Source organism: Hyphomicrobium sp. 99, from assembly GCF_000384335.2.
Taxonomy (GTDB): Bacteria; Pseudomonadota; Alphaproteobacteria; order Rhizobiales; family Hyphomicrobiaceae; genus Hyphomicrobium_B.
Genome location: NZ_KQ031382.1, coordinates 904,247 through 920,042, shown reverse-complemented (window position 1 = coordinate 920,042; position 15,796 = coordinate 904,247). Strand labels below are relative to the sequence as shown.

Genomic DNA, 15,796 nt, shown 5'->3' with positions numbered 1-15,796 from the left:
AAGTGATGCGTACGGTTCTCGTGCCTCACCAAATCGCTGTGCCGCCGCATGATGAGCGGCGGCACAGCGGAGCCATCACGATCCTTCACGGCCAGACCATGGGGGCGACGTGGACTACGAATCTCGTCCTGCCCGATGGCGCGAATGCCGAAGATATCGAGCGCCGCATTCTGTCGAACCTAGACTCGGTGAATGCCCAAATGAGTACCTGGTTGCCGACGTCGGACATCAGCGTTTTCAACCGGGCTCCTGCGGGACATTGGCAAGACCTACCCGATGACTTCTTCCACGTCATTCAAACCGCGATCGATATCGCGACCGACACGGGCGGCGCGTTTGACCCGACGGTTGGTCATCTGACCAACGCATGGGGGTTCGGCCCGATTACGAATCCCTTTCGGATTCCTCCGGTGGAGATTGTCAATGAAGCACGTTCTGCGATCGGATGGGGACGCGTGCTACTTGATGTAGTGAACCGCCGCGTGCATCAGCCGGGCGGCGCCTATCTGGATTTTTCAGCGATTGCGAAAGGCTTCGCGGTCGACAAAATTGCCGAAGACTTATTGAGTCAAGGCATCCGTAATTTTCTCGTCGAGATCGGCGGAGAACTGAGAGGGGAAGGCTTCAAGGGGGGCGACCAGCCGTGGTGGGTCGCAATTGAATCGCCCGATATTGAAAGCCAGTCGCTCCGACAATCATGCGACTTCCTTATCGCTTTGCACGGCCTCTCGGTGGCAACATCCGGCGATTACCGCCGATGGTTTGAGATCGGCGGCAAGATCATTGCGCATACGTTCGATCCCCGCACTGGGCTACCACTTGCCAATCGCCTGGCTTCAGTCAGCGTTGTCGCGAAGTCGTGCATGAAGGCGGATGCGCTTGCCACCGCCCTGATGGTGCTCGGGCCTGCCGACGGCATTTCGTATGCGGAACGCAACGAGATTGCGGCGTTGTTCGTCATTCGGGACGGCGCGCAATTGCGCCCGGTCATGTCGGCGGCCATGGCGGCGATGACCTAACCAAAATAGTGTTGACGCCAAATGCGACACTCTACGGAGCGCCACGGGTCACAAGTCGCGCCGCCCGCTCAAGGATTGCCATTGGACATCCCAGCAAGGACAGCATTTCCTTCAACATCTCACAGGTCCCAAACGCCATCTTGCACAATTAGCCCTGCATCTTCGAGGTCCACGACGCTACGCCGACGTGAAATCTAGAAGACGGATAAAAGAACGGACCAATTAGTCGAACGCTACAATGCGTGCCGTGGAGCAGACGCCGATGAGCCAATCGCCGATCGGAGCAGAGATCTTCATATGGCTATTGAGCGCACCGCTGCCGGAAAATTCCTGACATTGAGCATTTCTTGAATTGCATTCGGCGTGAGTTTAAGTCGGCCGTAGCGCTGTCAACAGGAGGGCCATTCGGAGGTCTGGTCGACTCGACAAGTTCACCGACATGCCTATAGAGCGGATGCGCCGCGCTATCCGGCGCCGATCCGAAGCTGTTGCACTTCAAGTTTCTGCAGCTGCTGTCCATGGGACTCAGCTTTGAGGTGGCAAGAGCGTTCGAAGCTCCGAAACCCGACCATGATCGTGTTCATCGTCCGATACGAGCATGACAACAATTTCCAGGTCTATAGGGTCGGCGATCTCCCTATCCAGAAAAGCGATCCCTTGAGGCTCGTCGCATCGAATTATCTTTTCGGCGAGCTTGTTGAGCTCACTTTTCAACTCGGACTGCGCCGAAAGCTGATGAATGCAAGGCCAGCTCAGGGAGTTCCGCCGGGACGCCTTCATCTCCAGTCGCGGCTCATTTCTCGTCGAGGAAATGAAGCACTGTGGCGTTGAAGAGAGGCGGATCCTGCAGAAAAGCGAAATGGCTGACGTTCGGGAGGATCAATAGGCCCGCGTGCGGGATCGTGGCTGCGATATACTCCGTATGGTCACGCTTGATCGCTTCGTCGTGATCGCCATCAACGACCAGGATCGGCGTATCGATCGATTTGAGCTGCTCTTCCGTCCAATTTGGCTGCTCAGCCCACATCTTGCTTATCTGATCGACAAATGCGTTATATTCTTTTGGCGTCGTGGAATGAGCCTCGTATTCGTGGCCGGCTCGCTCGATATAAGCAGCGAACGTCGGGTTCTTTTCAACGCCCTCCTTGACGCCGGAGGTCAGGGTATTCGCCGCAAAAGCATAGACTTTGCCGATGCGATCCTTGTGCCGCAAAGCGAGGTCGATGCCGAGAATGCCGCCATCGCTCCAGCCGACGATGTCTGCCTTCGGAATTTTCAAAGCGTCGAGCACCGCCACAACATCATCTGCCATAAGGTCGTAGCCGTAGGGACGGCTGTCACGCGTGCTGCGGCCATGACCACGACTGTCGATCAAAATGACGGTGTGATGCGCGGCGACAGCAGAAACCTGATTGCCCCAATAATCGGTATTCGCAAGGCCGCCGTGCAGGAAGACCACCGGCGAGCCTTGCCCGTAGACTGCATAGTGGATGCTGATGCCGTTGGCATGGACTTCGCCACTACGATCCGTGGCAATGGGTGCGGGAGTGGGAGGTAAAATCTCCCACTTTTCTGCCGCCAGCGATGGCGTTGCTAAGGATAAGCTCAAAAGCACGAGCGCAGAAAAGCGCATGATCGTCATCCTCATTTTCTAAGCAAGCTGTGATGGTCGGGCGCCCACAATCGAGCCGATGCACGCCGTTCCGCTCTGATCGAACCGCAATTCATTTGTCTCAGTTGTAGTGCCTGCTCTGCGTCCTGGTTAGCAAATTCTCCCGTAGCGATTGCGCGCGAAACTCGATCAGCAACAGTACCGGGACATTACTGCCGCCGAGGCCGCTAAGGCCTGCAGCACTGCTGAGGAGGCCGGCGGGCACCGCAGATTTCGTGGGTGAGTTCTGATGATTTGCGAGATGTTTCGCATAGTCACGTGGCGACGACGGTAGTTACTGAGCGCGTGAGAGTAGCGCCTGAAGCAACAATTCCTAAGAAAGAATTTCTTCGATCCTTATCGCCCTCCGGCGTGAGCTTCTTCCCGATGCCCGACGCTTACGATCGCATTTGACCCTGAAAGATTTGCGCGCCGACGGAAGGATTGGCATGGCTAACACGCAGGCTGGCCGCCATTTCGTCCGCGGCGGCTCGTGGAGGACCGAACCCGATGCCCACGGCGGAAGGAAGCGCGTTCCGACTTTCGCTTCAGACGGTGAGCGCGACGCGGAGGCCAAAGTTGATCATTGGATTGGGGCCATCTCTTCGTAATGCAGTATTCGAGCCCGCGTCATTGTGGGCCATTCATAGACGCTGGTCGTCAGATCAAAAATCGTGGTCGTTTAGGAAGAGGTCCGATTCTTGCCAAATGGCATCCCTAAGGGAGATGGTGCTGTTTGAAACCGCGAGCGCCAATGAACCATTTCCCTCGGCGTGATAGTCCGGCTACATCGTGCGCCCGGTCGGTCTCCGTGACGAGGAGTACCCTTCGACGACGAGATTTATTGGACACCAGACGCAGTGTTGCGACTCCACCTCAGTCTGCGTCCTATTTCGGATTCCTCGCTCTACGTGGTGTTGCACCTCGGCAGGGAACCGGCGATAGACCTTTGACGATTATAAGGCTTGGACATTCGCACTTTGGTGTTTTGTGATTGCCTCTGATCTTTTTCCGCCTTGGCTTTTTCCGCAATGGCACAAACAGAATCGTAGGCGCAGACGACGCCTCAGAAGGGGTGTCGAGCTTGCGAGTGTATTGACTAAACCAGCGGCCAAGTTCGATCCCAATTCACCTTTGAGGTTTGTCGGAGACCTTCAGTCTACCAACGGCCTGTCGCGCGCATTTCGTTATGAAATGGATCGCTGGGCCGCTATTTATGGGGCCAATCCTCCCCAACGTACTGCCGAGCAAGCACTTATATTGGCGCAGCCGTGGGACTATCCGCGTCTTCTCGCGGAGCCACCCGAATGGTTTCAGCGTGCCTACCGCATTGGGCTTTGGGTCTGGGAACTTGAACAATTTCCGTCCGACTGGCGATTCGCCCTCGACATCGTGCACGAGATTTGGACGCCGTCAGAGTTCAGTGCCAATGCTCTGCGTAGCGGAACGGATCTTCCGATCAAAGTGGTACCACACGCCGTTGTCGTCCCGAAGGACACTCCGCTTCCGCGCTCGCGATTTGGAGTGCGTGACGAGCAATTTCTCGGCCTTGCGATTATGGATCTTGCGGCTTGTCCCGATCGCAAGAACCCCCTCGGCCATGTCCGCGCCTGGGTTCAAGCATTTGCCGACGATCCCGATGTCCACCTATTGATGAAGGTGCGCTTCAAAAAAGCCACGCAATTCGCCCTAACCGCGCTCAAACGCGAGATCGCCGGCGCTAAAAATATTACTCTTGTCCAAGAGAATTTTGACGATCAGGAAATCTCGCGGTTTCAACGAATGGCCGATGTCTATTTATCTCTCCATCGCGCTGAGGGATACGGCCTCAACATTCATGAAATGCTGGAAATAGGTGTGCCGACGATCGCAACGGGCTGGTCTGGCAATATGGAATATATGGGGCGCTATGCTCACGCGTTTCCTATTCCCTACCAGCTCACACCCTATAAAGATCGAACCTTCGCCTACGAAGGCGAAAATCTCTGCTGGGCAGAACCGGACATCAAAGCAGCCGCCGCGGTCCTGCGCAAAATAAGAGCGGATTGGCAAGTCGAACAGCGGACTTCAGAACGTCGAGTTGGCGACCCATCGTAGACTCATCTGCTACCGCGATCCCCGGTTCGCGTTGCCTCAGAAGATCAACTCGTGGAATTCAGGCTGGAATTATCTGAGCCATTGACTAACCGCGCTCCTCAATTCCGAAGCGCGGTTGGACCACAGCTAAACCATCCGCGTAAATCCGACGTTGTCAGCGATAACCGTTGTGGGACCGATCGGCAGCGGCTCGGCGCTGGCGATGTTGAGCTTTTGAAAATCGATCTTGTTCTTCCATACCTTCCGCAGGAAGTCCTCGAAGACTTGAATGGTAAGTTGCTCGCCTGGACAGCGCCGATATCCGAAGCCAAATGACGCAAAGCCGGCATGGTCGCACACCGGCAACGGCTTCTCGTCGACGATGCCATAGACCGTGCCAAAGCCGCTATTGTGCATCGTTGCCTTCCGGCCGTCACGTACATCGAACGCCGTCCTGTCGAACGGGCATTTGGCAAACCCAATCTGCTCGGCTTTGGCTTCGTCGATTTGATGGCTTGTCGGTACGCTGTTGTAGCGATCGGGATCGAATTTATCGGGATCCTTCCACTGCACTGGATCGAAGCTCGTGTCCCAATGCGGGCTGACGACGTAACCGAAGCGCTGAAATGGCGGCATTCTCGTCTCGTGCATCGCAGAGATGCTTCCGCCGTTGGGCGTGATCGTACGGAACAGTTCCATGACAAATCGCTCGAGCGGGGTAAACGCATTGCCTCCAGCGTTGTCGTAATCGCTTTCCATGGTCTTCGTGAACCACGCTTTCGTATCCGGATCGCCAGTGTCCCTCGCGAGCATCAGCATGATGTTGTAGAGTGTATTGCCCCACTGGCTCAGCGCCACGAAGTTGTGAAAGACCTCGAAGACCACATCCTGGTGAGCAAAATATTCGCCATCGGCCGCATTCTTGATCCAGTAATAAGTGAAGGTCTTTTCTGGATTGGGCGTCGCGCCGCTGTTGAGATCCGCGATCCTCTGGGCGATCCACTCTTTCAGGTAGGGAAGGTGCTTACGCACTTCCATGTAGTTATCGTAGACGATCTTCTGGGTGGGATCGCGATAGGCAAGAACCGTGTTGAAACTCTCCCCGATTTGACGGACGCGCGCGGGGACTGCATCTCCCTTAACTCCTAGGTGCAAATCCCAGTACAAATCGAAATACGTTTCCAGGTAGGGACGCATCAGAGGCTTATTCGCATTGCTCTCGTCTAGAAGTTTATCGAAAAAAGCGCCGACCTTCTCGCCGTACATCGGGTGATATAAATCCGGCGTCAATGCTGACATGTAGATGCGCTTCCGGCGATTGTCCGGACCTCGCCTTTCCAGCCCCTGCAGAAAGACGGTGACGCCATCTTGCGGGGCGGGCTTCCAGCCTTCGTTCAGCAAACCCCAAAGATCGTAGGGAAGCGCATTCTCCTTCGTGAATTTGACGTCGATCATTGGAAGAAAAAGGCGCTCACCTGCATAAGTGCTCACGAGAAAATGCGGAACGATCACGTTCTCGACGTACGACGGGTCAAATTCCGCGAGGTACTGTTGGCGCAGTCGCGCCACCGCTGCTTCGATATCGCCAGGCGCAAGTGGCTGTCCGGCGGCCGGGGGAGATTGAGGTTGAGAGGCGGCGGGTTTGGCGGTTATCGCTGTAGCTGCTGCTGCCGTACCGACCAAAAATGCTCTTCGTTCCATTTGGCATTCCTCGCAATTGGGAGACTTCACCGATCGGCAGACGCGTATCGGCCAGAAAATCGTGGCTTGGCGTGCTTAGGTTGTCGTTAGCGAGAGGCTGTTCGATATGAGCGCGGTTGCGCCGAGTTGCAGAAATTTCAGCACGAGTGAGGCTATGCGCCCCATTTTTTCGCCGCAACTGCTCCCGGGGTTAACGCTAAAAGCTCGTCAGCGCGCGGCCGACTTTGAATACGCGCGCAAAGGGAACAATTTGATAAGCAAGGAGCGCACGGTGTTCGGATCATTCTGAAAATCCCGTCATCGTCTTTTTAAATAAAATTTGGTCAGCAGAATTGGCAAAGGTCATTCAATGCTGATGCGATCAGCAAGGGCCGATCTTCAAATGGGATGCGCTCGGGGTGAATGGTCAAGACGCGCTGCGGTGAGCAGTTCGTTTGGATTGTATGCGTAATTGTTTCGTCCTCGCGCCGTTAAGCACCCAAGCTACGCTAGGATAAGGTGGGTCCTTGAAACCCCCAAAAGAAACGTCATTTCAAAAGAGCATTTATGATCGCCTTTATCTGCCGTTGCTGTTGCGGCGGGGCTCGGCGTTGTCCGCAAAGTCGCTTCAAAATTTGACTGTCGCCGACGCACCCTGACCGCATCGCGTTATCAGCTTTATTGCGAGAGCGCATGTTCTGAGCTTTCGGGTCCCAAGACCCTTATGAGACCGGGAGGTAGAGGTTGGGCATCGTCCGCTTCGCGCTGAGGTTTCCGTATACTTTTTACGTCCTCGCCGCCTTCATCGTCTTCATTGGCGTCACCGCAATCCGCACGATGCCGACCGACATCTTTCCGGAGATCAATATCCCGGTCGTCACCGTGATTTGGCAGTTCACCGGCCTCAGCACGCCGGAAATGGAACAGCGCGTCACGACCTACAGCCAGTACGCGATCAGCGCGAACGTCAACGGCATCAAGAATATGGAGGCGCAGACACTGAACGGGCTGTCTGTGCAGAAGCTATATTTTCAGTCGGACGTGAACCTCGACCTCGCGATCGCCCAGATCGTCTCTGCGACGAACGCGATCCGTGCGCTGCTCCCTGTTGGAATTGAGCCGCCGATTGTCGTTCAGTTCAATGCTTCGAGCGTTCCTGTTCTTCAAATCAGCCTCAGCTCGGACACGCTGAACGAACAACAGCTTTATGATTACGGCATCTACCGTGTGCGTCAGCAGTTAGCGCCCATTCCAGGCCTCACGCTGCCGACTCCGGCCGGTGGAAAGTACCGACAGATCATGGTCGATATCGATCCTGATAAGTTGCAGTCGCGCGGCCTGACACCGCTCGATGTCGTCAACGCGGTCAATACGCAAGCCCTAACGTTGCCTTCCGGCACAGCGAAGATTGGTGACACGCAATACACAGTCCGCACGAACGCGATGCCGCCGAGCATCGATGATCTCAACAATATTCCGATCAGGTTTACGAACAACGCCACCGTCTTCATCAAGGACGTCGCTCAGGTCCACGACGGATGGTTGGTCCAGCAGAACATCGTGCGGGGCGACGGCAAACGCTCAGTGCTGCTCAGCATCATCAAGAATGGCAATGCCTCCACGCTTGATGTGGTCAATCGGGTTAAATCTGCATTGGTGACCATGCGCCTTTCGGCGCCGCCGGGCATGAAATTCAGTGAGTTGTTTGATCAATCTAAATTCGTCACTTCGGCCGTGCAGGGGGTTCTTCGCGAAGGTGCGATCGCGGCAGGTCTCACCGCTCTAATGATCCTGCTCTTTCTCGGCTCCTGGCGGTCGACTCTGGTGGTGATGATCTCGATCCCACTCGCGATCCTCTCATCGCTGGTCGTGTTGTATTTCCTCGGAGAGACGCTCAATACGATGACCCTTGGCGGCCTGGCACTTGCGGTCGGCATTCTCGTCGACGACTCCACCGTGACGATCGAGAATACGCATCGGCTGTTGACCGAAGAACACATGCCGCTCCCCGAGGCGACACTTCACGGTGCGGCCGGCATCGCCATACCCACACTCGTATCGACACTCGCCATCAGCTGTGTGTTCACGTCCGTCGTCTTTCTTGACGGCCCGGCGAAATATCTGTTCACCCCGCTCGGACTTGCGGTTGTCTTCGCAATGCTGGCCTCGTACGGGCTCTCGCGTACGCTCACTCCCATTACGATCGGGCTTCTTCTGAAGAGCGAGCATCATGGACCGGACGACGGCCGGAGAAGTTGGCCGCGCCGATTTCAGGCCGCCTTCGACAGCGGTTTCGAGCGCATGCGCATCGGCTATGTGGCTTTACTGACGACGCTGCTGAAGAGAAAATTTATAGTTCCTATTGTGTTTGTTCTAATCCTCGGTCTCGGCGTCACCATGTTCTTCATGGTGGGCCGTGATTTCTTTCCGGTCATCGATGGCGGGCAAATTCAGCTGCATGTCAGAGCGCCGGCAGGAACACGAATTGAGACAACTGAGAAAATTTTCCAGGCCGTCGAGAATAAGATTCGCGAAGTCATCCCCGAAAGCGAGCGCGAACTGATCGTTGACAATATCGGACTGCCGGCGCGTGCGTACAATCTCGCATTCGCAGATGGTTCGACGATCGGCGTCAACGATGGGGTCATCCTGGTGGCCCTCAAAGAAGGCCACGCGCCGACCGCCAACTACGTCCGCCAGCTTCGCGAGGCGCTGCCCACCGCGTTTCCCGAGGACGTGTTCTATTTCCAGGCCGCCGACATCGTCACTCAGATTCTCAATTTCGGTCTTCCGGCGCAGATTGATGTGCGGACGGTCGGCTACGACCGCACGACGAACCTTCACGTCGCGCAGGAATTGCGAAAGCGAATGGCGGCCATTCCCGGCGTCGTTGATGCGCATCTGCAGCAAGAGGTCTATGGGCCGGCGTTCTACGCGACTATCGATCGGGCTCGAGCTCAACAGCTCGGCCTCAATGCGAACACGGTCGCGACCAACGTCAATATCAGTTTGAGTTCGTCCGAACAGGTTACACCGAATTTCTGGACTGATCCGAAATCCGGCATTCCATACTACCTCGCGGTGCAGACACCTGAGCCGCGGATAGCGTCGTTGAACGACTTGGCCAACACGCCGGTTTCCGCCGCGGTAACGGCTGCAGGCGCCCTGATACCGGGGCTGCTTAGCAACGTGGCGACATTCAAGCGCGACACGGTGCCGACCAACAGCAACCAGACCAACATCCAACCCGTTTACGAGGTTTACGCCAGTATACAGGGCCGCGATCTCGGTGGTGTCGCGGCCGATATCAATAAGATCGTTACGGACCTTCAGAGTCAGCTGTCACCAGGGAATACAATCCAAGTGGTTGGACAAATCCAAAGCATGAAGGACTCGTTCCATAATCTCGGCATCGGCCTTCTGTTTGCAGCCGTGTTTGTTTATCTTTTAATGGTCGTCAATTATCAGAACTTCGGTGATCCCTTCGTTGTAATCCTGGCATTGCCGGTGACGTTCTGCGGCATCCTTACGATGCTGTTCATTACTGGGACGACGCTTAACGTTCCGTCGCTGATGGGCGCAATCATGGCCGTCGGCGTGGCGTCGGCGAACTCAATTCTGCTTGTCACGTTCGCCCGCGAGCAGCAGCTTGCAGGAAAGCCCGCGAGCGAGGCTGCGGTCGATGCCGGGCGTACCCGTATTCGCCCAGTGCTCATGACTGCGGCGGCAATGATCGTCGGCATGATCCCGATGGCGATCGGCGGTGCGGGTGACGAACAGAACGCCGTGCTGGCTCGCGCCGTGATCGGCGGTCTGTTGTTCGCGACGCCCACCACTCTGCTCATTGTTCCGTACCTGTTTGCCAAGCTGCGCAAGCGTAATGACGGAAAGCCCGCCAAGGGCGTGTTTGAAAGGCAGGTCTGACGTGGCCGATTCAAACGACACGCTATCGGTCCGGCCGCCGGATGAGAGACGCGAGAAAAGAGGCAAGCCCGATGTCGCGACCCCGGCACCGAAAGGTCATGGCGGTCTATGGCTCGGACTAGGAGTACTCCTGCTTTTGACCGGCGCGCTGGTCCTTGGCGGCATCAATGCCCGAGCGCTGCGACAACAGACTTTGGCCACGTCCGAGCGCCACGCCAATTTCGTGCCGAAAGTTCGCGTGGCCCCGGTGAAAGCCAGCAGCGACTTTAATACCGTGTCGTTGCCGGCGACGACGTTGGCATTCACAACGGCGAACATCTTTGCCCGCGCCAGCGGTTATATCGGCAAACGCAACGTCGACATCGGTGATCGCGTCAAGCAAGGACAGCTGCTGGCGGAAATCGTCGCCCCCGAACTCGATCATCAGATCGCGCAAGCGCAAGCCACTCTCGAACAGAACAAAGCGACGCTGCGCCAGAACGTGGCGAACCGGGACCTCGCCAAGATCACGTGGGATCGAGACAAGCCCGTGGTCGCCAAAGGTTGGGTGACGCAACAGCAAGGTTCAATCGATGAGCAAAATCTCAAGGCGCTGATCGCCGGTGTAGGCGTCGCTGAACAGAGCATCGCTGCGCAGGAAGCGACGATCAAGGTTCTTCAGCAGCAAAAGGATTATCAGAGCGTCGTCGCTCCGTTCGACGGGGTCGTCACTCAACGCAATATCGATGTCGGAAGTCTGGTTCAAGCGGATGCGACGAGCGGCACCTTCATGTTCAATCTCCAGCAGACTGACATCATCAGAACCCAGGTTTATGTTCCTCAGGATCAGGCGTTCGGGATACAGCCCGGCGTCGAAGCCGTCGTGCGGATTCCGGAAATTCCGGATCGCACATTCCCGGGGAAGGTTACACGCATTGCCGATGCGTTGAATCCCATTACCCGGACGCTGTTGACAGAGATTGACGTTCCCAACCCGGACGGAGCCATGTCTGCCGGCGTCTACTGCACCGTCGAGCTTCATATCCCGCGAAAGGAGCCGTCGCTGTTAGTACCGGCGGAAGCCATCGTATTTGATCGGAACGGCCTGCACGTGGCGGTCGTTGAGGACGGAATTGTTCATCTGCAAAAAGTTTCTGTGGCACGCGACTTCGGGACCGTCGTCGAGGTGCACGACGGCGTCAAGAAGGGCGATTTGTTGGTTCTCAACCCGCCGGTCGACCTAGCCCAAGGAAGTAAAGTCGAGGTGCGCTCCGATGCATCGGATAAAACGGCTAGCGAGCCGGCGTTGCGCCCGCCGACGAAGAATCGCACATAATCACCTGCGCACGATCTGCCGAGCTCCGCTGGACTCTCGATCAACGCACGAACCCTTGGTTTCCAAGTCGTTGGGAACAGTCGCTTCTGACGAAGTTTGGTTGTGCAAATGGTCTAGATCAATCGGCTAGATCTTGGATCTCATTCTCAGTCACTCGTTCGCCGATTAAAGCCGCATCGCACCCGACGGATGCTGCATAGCTAATCGTTCATATTGGATGATGCGGCGCTCAGGCGCCGACAAGAGTTATCCGATGTTTGGATCGTGCAATGCACGAAGCCGCTGAATTTTGGCAAATGGCTGATGCGCCAATCCGATATTTCGAGTTCGGCTTCGTGCTCATCGTGGTGCTCGTCGTTGCGGTCGAGATCATAAAATATCGTCGCCAGCAGTCTCTCAGGAGGCAACAAAAAGAGTGGCGCCAGAAAATGCAGAAGCGTTATCGGCGAACGTCGCCGACGCAAAATCGAAACGTTGAAGGCGGACACATCGAAGGCTAGTTCGGTGCCGCCAGCGGCCTGGTCATTTATGTGAGCAGTCAGGCACCCAGAATGACCATTCGAGTGTATGCAGATACTCCACCGCTGAAGAGTCCGCCGCCGTACTACAAACTTATTTACATCATGCGACTTTGATTCCAGCGAATGATTATCGCTCATTTCGCACGATGCATTCACACCCGACCATGCGTTGCCGAGAGGGACTGCGCCTCCGTGCATTGTTCCGTTATCGAAGTCGTTAAGGCGCGGAACCGGCGTTTGACGTAGAAGTTGGATTGCGAGGCCGGCGCAAGCAACTGGTCATCCGAACAGACGGTGAAGTCAGTAATGGGAATTCGGTGGCTCGACGGATCGTTACCGTCGGGACGGCACGCATTGATGTCGGCAAATTCACGTATGAGGTCTCCCCATGATCGGCAATCGTATGTGCAAAATCTCTTTAGCGGCCGCATTAGCAATGATCTGTATGACTCCGCTAGCAAATGCGGCGCGGTTCGATGGCAACTGGAGCATGGTCGCTGAGACGACCCGAGGCCATTGCGGTTTTATTGAGATTGGCCTCGAGATCGTTCGAGGCCGCATTTATTCCACGCGTGGATCTTTCGCTTTTTATCCAATTCAGTTGGGCGGCCGTGTTTCTGGCTCAGGGCAGGCCAGAATGAATGCTGTGGCCGGCCCGCGTATCGCCCGCGGCATCGGACGGTTCAATCAGATTAGCGGCAGCGGGACCTGGGCGGGTCGCGGGCCTTCGGGCCTGTGCTCGGGTGTCTGGACCGCCAATCGCTCCTGATGCACAGAACAGAATGCACGCCCAAAGCTGGTTGAGCCAGGGGTTCGTGCACGGACCCAGACCGCGCCTGCCCCGGCTTAATTACCCATCGCTCATTTGAGTTGACAAATCGCTTCTCGACACTAGATAGTTACCGTGTGGTAATTAGATGAGATATCAGGCCGCTCGGAGACGGCGGCGTGCCTTCATGAGCACGCATCCCGCGTACGCGGTGACAATATGGAAACCGTCACTCCTCGCTGATCAATGAGTGCCGCAGCTCGCGAACGGGATGCCCCCCCCCGCGTTGATCCGAACAGCTTTTCACTTTGGTAAAAGGAAATGGAGTCCGAACATGAATGAAGTAATCACGGCGAACGCGACCAAGTGGGATGACGCCTTCAATTCCGGCGATATCAAGCGGCTCGAGGGCTTCTATGCCCCTCAAGCATTGGTCATCCCCGCAGGCGGCACTGCCGTTAGCGGCTCGGAAATCGGCAAGTTTTTCGCGGATCTCAAGTCCAAGGGCTTCTCTGATCACAAGATTACGGTCGAAAAAGTGCTCGGCGAAGAGGAGACCCAGGTTGCAACGGGCAAATGGCAACTGAGCGGTCCGTCAGAAGATGGAGCGACGAAGCAATACGGCGGCAACTGGGTGAATGTTCTCGTGCGCACTGGAGACGGTTGGCGCACTCTCTTGCACACCTGGAACTGAGGCCGCGTTTTTACAATCGAACTTTGACAATCAAGATCGGCGCGGCGCGCACTGTGCCGATCTTAAATGAACCCGCGGCAGGCTTCGAGCCCGCAAGGGTCATACCACCGAGCAGCGATAAGTTTGAAACTCCGCGCTATCGGGGTTTGATCTGTAATTGCCGAATGGCAACTAACATGCCAACCTGTCCCCATCGATAATGCGGTTAGCGGAGCATCGATACAGGGCCGATGGCACAGCGCACGCGGACAAAGAAGGCCTCCGGTGACCGGGATCAGAAGCCTGTCGGCCGAGCGGAGCCGCAGAAGCGGCGGCGTCTTGATCCGGAAGATCGGGAACGCGAGATCATCGACGGTGCCGTCGCGTTTTTTGCCGAGGTCGGCTTCGATGGAGGCTTGCGCGATCTTGCCGAGCGCCTTGGTATCACGCACCAAAATCTCTTCCGCTACTTCGCGACAAAGGAAGCGTTGATCGAACGCGTCTACAAGGAAGTCTACCTCAACCGTTGGCAGCGCGAATGGGAAACGCTTCTCAGAAACCCCTTGCGGCCGCTAGAGCAGCGTTTGATCGATTTCTATCAGGCGTATTTTCCGGCGATCTACCGCTATGATTGGGTGCGAATTTTTGTGTATGCAGGGCTCAAGAACGTCGGCATCACCAAGCGCTATCTCGACTTCATTCAGAAGAAGGTGATCGAGCCTCTCGGTTATGAATTGCGGCGCGTGGCCGGGTTCCCTGAAGAAGCAAACCGTCCTCTCTCGCCGAATGAGTTGGAGATCGCCTGGAGCCTGCATGGCGAACTCTTTTATTTGGCTATCCGCAAGTGGGTTTATGACATGCCCGCGCCTGACGACCTTCGGCCCGTCATTCAGTCCGCAGTTGCCCGCTTTCTCGATGGCGCGCCAGCGGCGTTGCGCAATTTAAGAGAGAGGGCGCATTCGGGATAGCGCGTAGCCTTCCTGAAATTATACTCGGAGTTGGTCGTCCTTCGCTTTGCAAATCTATGAACTGCCCTTTGGCTCGCCGCCGATTTGAGACGAGGAGATGTGGTTGACCTGCGCGTGACCGAGAGTTAGCGTTCGCTTGTCACATCCGACGATTGCTTCATTTCATTTTGAGCACTTGAGCAAATTCCAGTGCGTTTATTACCGCCGTGCACGGCCACTGCGCTTTGAATGCTTCGCGCCGATGTTCACTAGGCTCGCAGCGCGGAGTTGGCGCAGAAGCCAATGGCTATCTCGCATGCCGGTCGCTGACGGGATTCGACAAATGAAATTTTCGGGACAGGACGTCACAAAGATTTTTCGTGCTCTCGAAGATGGCGGGGTGCCGGTTTGGCTTGATGGAGGGTGGGCGATCGATGCGTTGCTCAGAAAAGAATCGAGGGAGCATTCGGATGTGGATCTTATCGTTCCGATAGATAGCTTGGGTCCTGCCGAAGCCATTCTTGGCACGCTGGGATTCCAAATGGATAACCGCCAAACAAATATGCCAACCAGAGCCGTTTTTCGGGATTCTGCGGGGCTCGAGGTCGACATCCATCCGGTTACGTTCAACCCGGACGGCTCATCAATTCATATCGATGAAGACAAATCCGATCGAAAATACGTTTATGTTTCTTCATCAGCCGGCCTAACGGGAGTCGGCGTCATCGACGGCCGCGTTGTCCGTTGCACCACCGCCGCTGAGCAAATACGTCAGAAGGTGGAAAGACGTTACTCGCCATGGGCGCCAGACAGAATTCGCGCAGACGGCGTCTCGGCCGACCTCAGGGATATCATCTCGCTGCTCGAAGTGTTCGGCGTGGGCGAAGGAGTAGGTCGGCAGACCATTCAGACTGTTGAGGCACCATTGACGGACAACGAGGTCGTCAATGCGGCGGAGCAGTTCCGCTTCCGGCATGTCGCGTCGCTCTGTGCTCAGCACACGGAACTGACGGCAAGGCACGCGGAGCTCAGCGCCCGGCACTCGCAGCTAACCGCGCAGCATGCAGGCCTTGTCGAAGAGCACAGAGCGTTGCGCGCGCGATTGAAAACGATGCGAAAATCAATCTCGTGGCGTCTGACCGCTCCGATGCGGTGGACCGCGGAACGGATGGGCATAGGCTGGTCCAAGCTCAGAACCCACTGAGGTTCTGGACGACGAGG

11 protein-coding genes are annotated in these 15,796 nt (G+C 56.2%); 9 read left to right on the top strand and 2 right to left on the bottom strand.

Features of this window, described 5'->3' with window-relative positions; translation table 11 throughout:
- The first annotated feature begins 5 nt into the window (after positions 1-5).
- Positions 6-1,019 carry an FAD:protein FMN transferase gene (locus G359_RS04665; RefSeq protein WP_045835189.1) on the top strand — a complete coding sequence of 338 codons (1,014 nt, stop codon included), beginning with the start codon at positions 6-8 and terminating at the stop codon, positions 1,017-1,019.
- Positions 1,020-1,812: 793 nt separating this feature from the next.
- On the opposite strand, the gene G359_RS04655 is transcribed toward G359_RS04665, so the two are convergent.
- The gene (locus G359_RS04655) at positions 1,813-2,652 is read right to left on the bottom strand and encodes an alpha/beta fold hydrolase (RefSeq protein WP_045837646.1); all 840 of its coding nucleotides are present in this window, start codon (positions 2,650-2,652) and stop codon (positions 1,813-1,815) included.
- Positions 2,653-3,660: 1,008 nt separating this feature from the next.
- On the opposite strand from G359_RS04655, the gene G359_RS04645 reads away from it, so the two are divergent.
- The gene (locus G359_RS04645) at positions 3,661-4,767 is read left to right on the top strand and encodes a glycosyltransferase (protein ID WP_156150670.1); all 1,107 of its coding nucleotides are present in this window, start codon (positions 3,661-3,663) and stop codon (positions 4,765-4,767) included.
- Between the two features lie 126 nt (positions 4,768-4,893).
- Here G359_RS04645 and G359_RS04640 read toward each other — a convergent pair whose 3' ends face one another.
- A complete protein-coding gene (locus G359_RS04640; RefSeq protein ID WP_082072800.1) occupies positions 4,894-6,447 on the bottom strand; it encodes a cytochrome P450 family protein in 1,554 nt (517 codons plus the stop codon).
- 723 nt (positions 6,448-7,170) lie between these two features.
- On the opposite strand from G359_RS04640, the gene G359_RS04635 reads away from it, so the two are divergent.
- The 7 genes from G359_RS04635 (at position 7,171) to G359_RS19580 (ending at position 15,779) form a co-directional block, all read left to right on the top strand.
- Positions 7,171-10,350 (top strand): efflux RND transporter permease subunit, encoded by a 3,180-nt coding sequence (locus G359_RS04635; protein WP_045835185.1) that lies wholly within the window; start codon positions 7,171-7,173, stop codon positions 10,348-10,350.
- Between the two features lies 1 nt (position 10,351).
- Positions 10,352-11,665 carry an efflux RND transporter periplasmic adaptor subunit gene (locus G359_RS04630; protein ID WP_245279931.1) on the top strand — a complete coding sequence of 438 codons (1,314 nt, stop codon included), beginning with the start codon at positions 10,352-10,354 and terminating at the stop codon, positions 11,663-11,665.
- 296 nt (positions 11,666-11,961) lie between these two features.
- Positions 11,962-12,165, top strand: a complete 204-nt coding sequence (locus G359_RS04625) for a hypothetical protein (RefSeq protein ID WP_156150669.1) — start codon at positions 11,962-11,964, stop codon at positions 12,163-12,165.
- Between the two features lie 409 nt (positions 12,166-12,574).
- Positions 12,575-12,955: a hypothetical protein gene (locus tag G359_RS04620; protein WP_156150668.1), complete on the top strand. Its 381-nt coding sequence runs from the start codon at positions 12,575-12,577 to the stop codon at positions 12,953-12,955.
- Between the two features lie 334 nt (positions 12,956-13,289).
- Complete coding sequence (locus tag G359_RS04615; RefSeq protein ID WP_045835181.1) at positions 13,290-13,649, top strand: YybH family protein; 360 nt, start codon at positions 13,290-13,292, stop codon at positions 13,647-13,649.
- Positions 13,650-13,879: 230 nt separating this feature from the next.
- Positions 13,880-14,596 (top strand): TetR/AcrR family transcriptional regulator, encoded by a 717-nt coding sequence (locus tag G359_RS04610; RefSeq protein ID WP_082072799.1) that lies wholly within the window; start codon positions 13,880-13,882, stop codon positions 14,594-14,596.
- A gap of 322 nt (positions 14,597-14,918) precedes the next feature.
- Positions 14,919-15,779 carry a nucleotidyltransferase domain-containing protein gene (locus G359_RS19580; RefSeq protein ID WP_052699181.1) on the top strand — a complete coding sequence of 287 codons (861 nt, stop codon included), beginning with the start codon at positions 14,919-14,921 and terminating at the stop codon, positions 15,777-15,779.
- Positions 15,780-15,796: the final 17 nt, after the last annotated feature.

What these genes read in the sequence shown, in the direction of transcription:
- G359_RS04640 (WP_082072800.1), bottom strand. Translation starts at nt 6,447, where the DNA reads ATGGAACGAAGAGCATTTTTGGTCGGTACGGCAGCAGCAGCTACAGCG.
- G359_RS04625 (WP_156150669.1), top strand. Translation starts at nt 11,962, where the DNA reads ATGGCTGATGCGCCAATCCGATATTTCGAGTTCGGCTTCGTGCTCATC.
- G359_RS04665 (WP_045835189.1), top strand. Translation starts at nt 6, where the DNA reads ATGCGTACGGTTCTCGTGCCTCACCAAATCGCTGTGCCGCCGCATGAT.
- G359_RS04655 (WP_045837646.1), bottom strand. Translation starts at nt 2,652, where the DNA reads ATGCGCTTTTCTGCGCTCGTGCTTTTGAGCTTATCCTTAGCAACGCCA.
- G359_RS04620 (WP_156150668.1), top strand. Translation starts at nt 12,575, where the DNA reads ATGATCGGCAATCGTATGTGCAAAATCTCTTTAGCGGCCGCATTAGCA.
- G359_RS04615 (WP_045835181.1), top strand. Translation starts at nt 13,290, where the DNA reads ATGAATGAAGTAATCACGGCGAACGCGACCAAGTGGGATGACGCCTTC.
- G359_RS04610 (WP_082072799.1), top strand. Translation starts at nt 13,880, where the DNA reads ATGGCACAGCGCACGCGGACAAAGAAGGCCTCCGGTGACCGGGATCAG.
- G359_RS19580 (WP_052699181.1), top strand. Translation starts at nt 14,919, where the DNA reads ATGAAATTTTCGGGACAGGACGTCACAAAGATTTTTCGTGCTCTCGAA.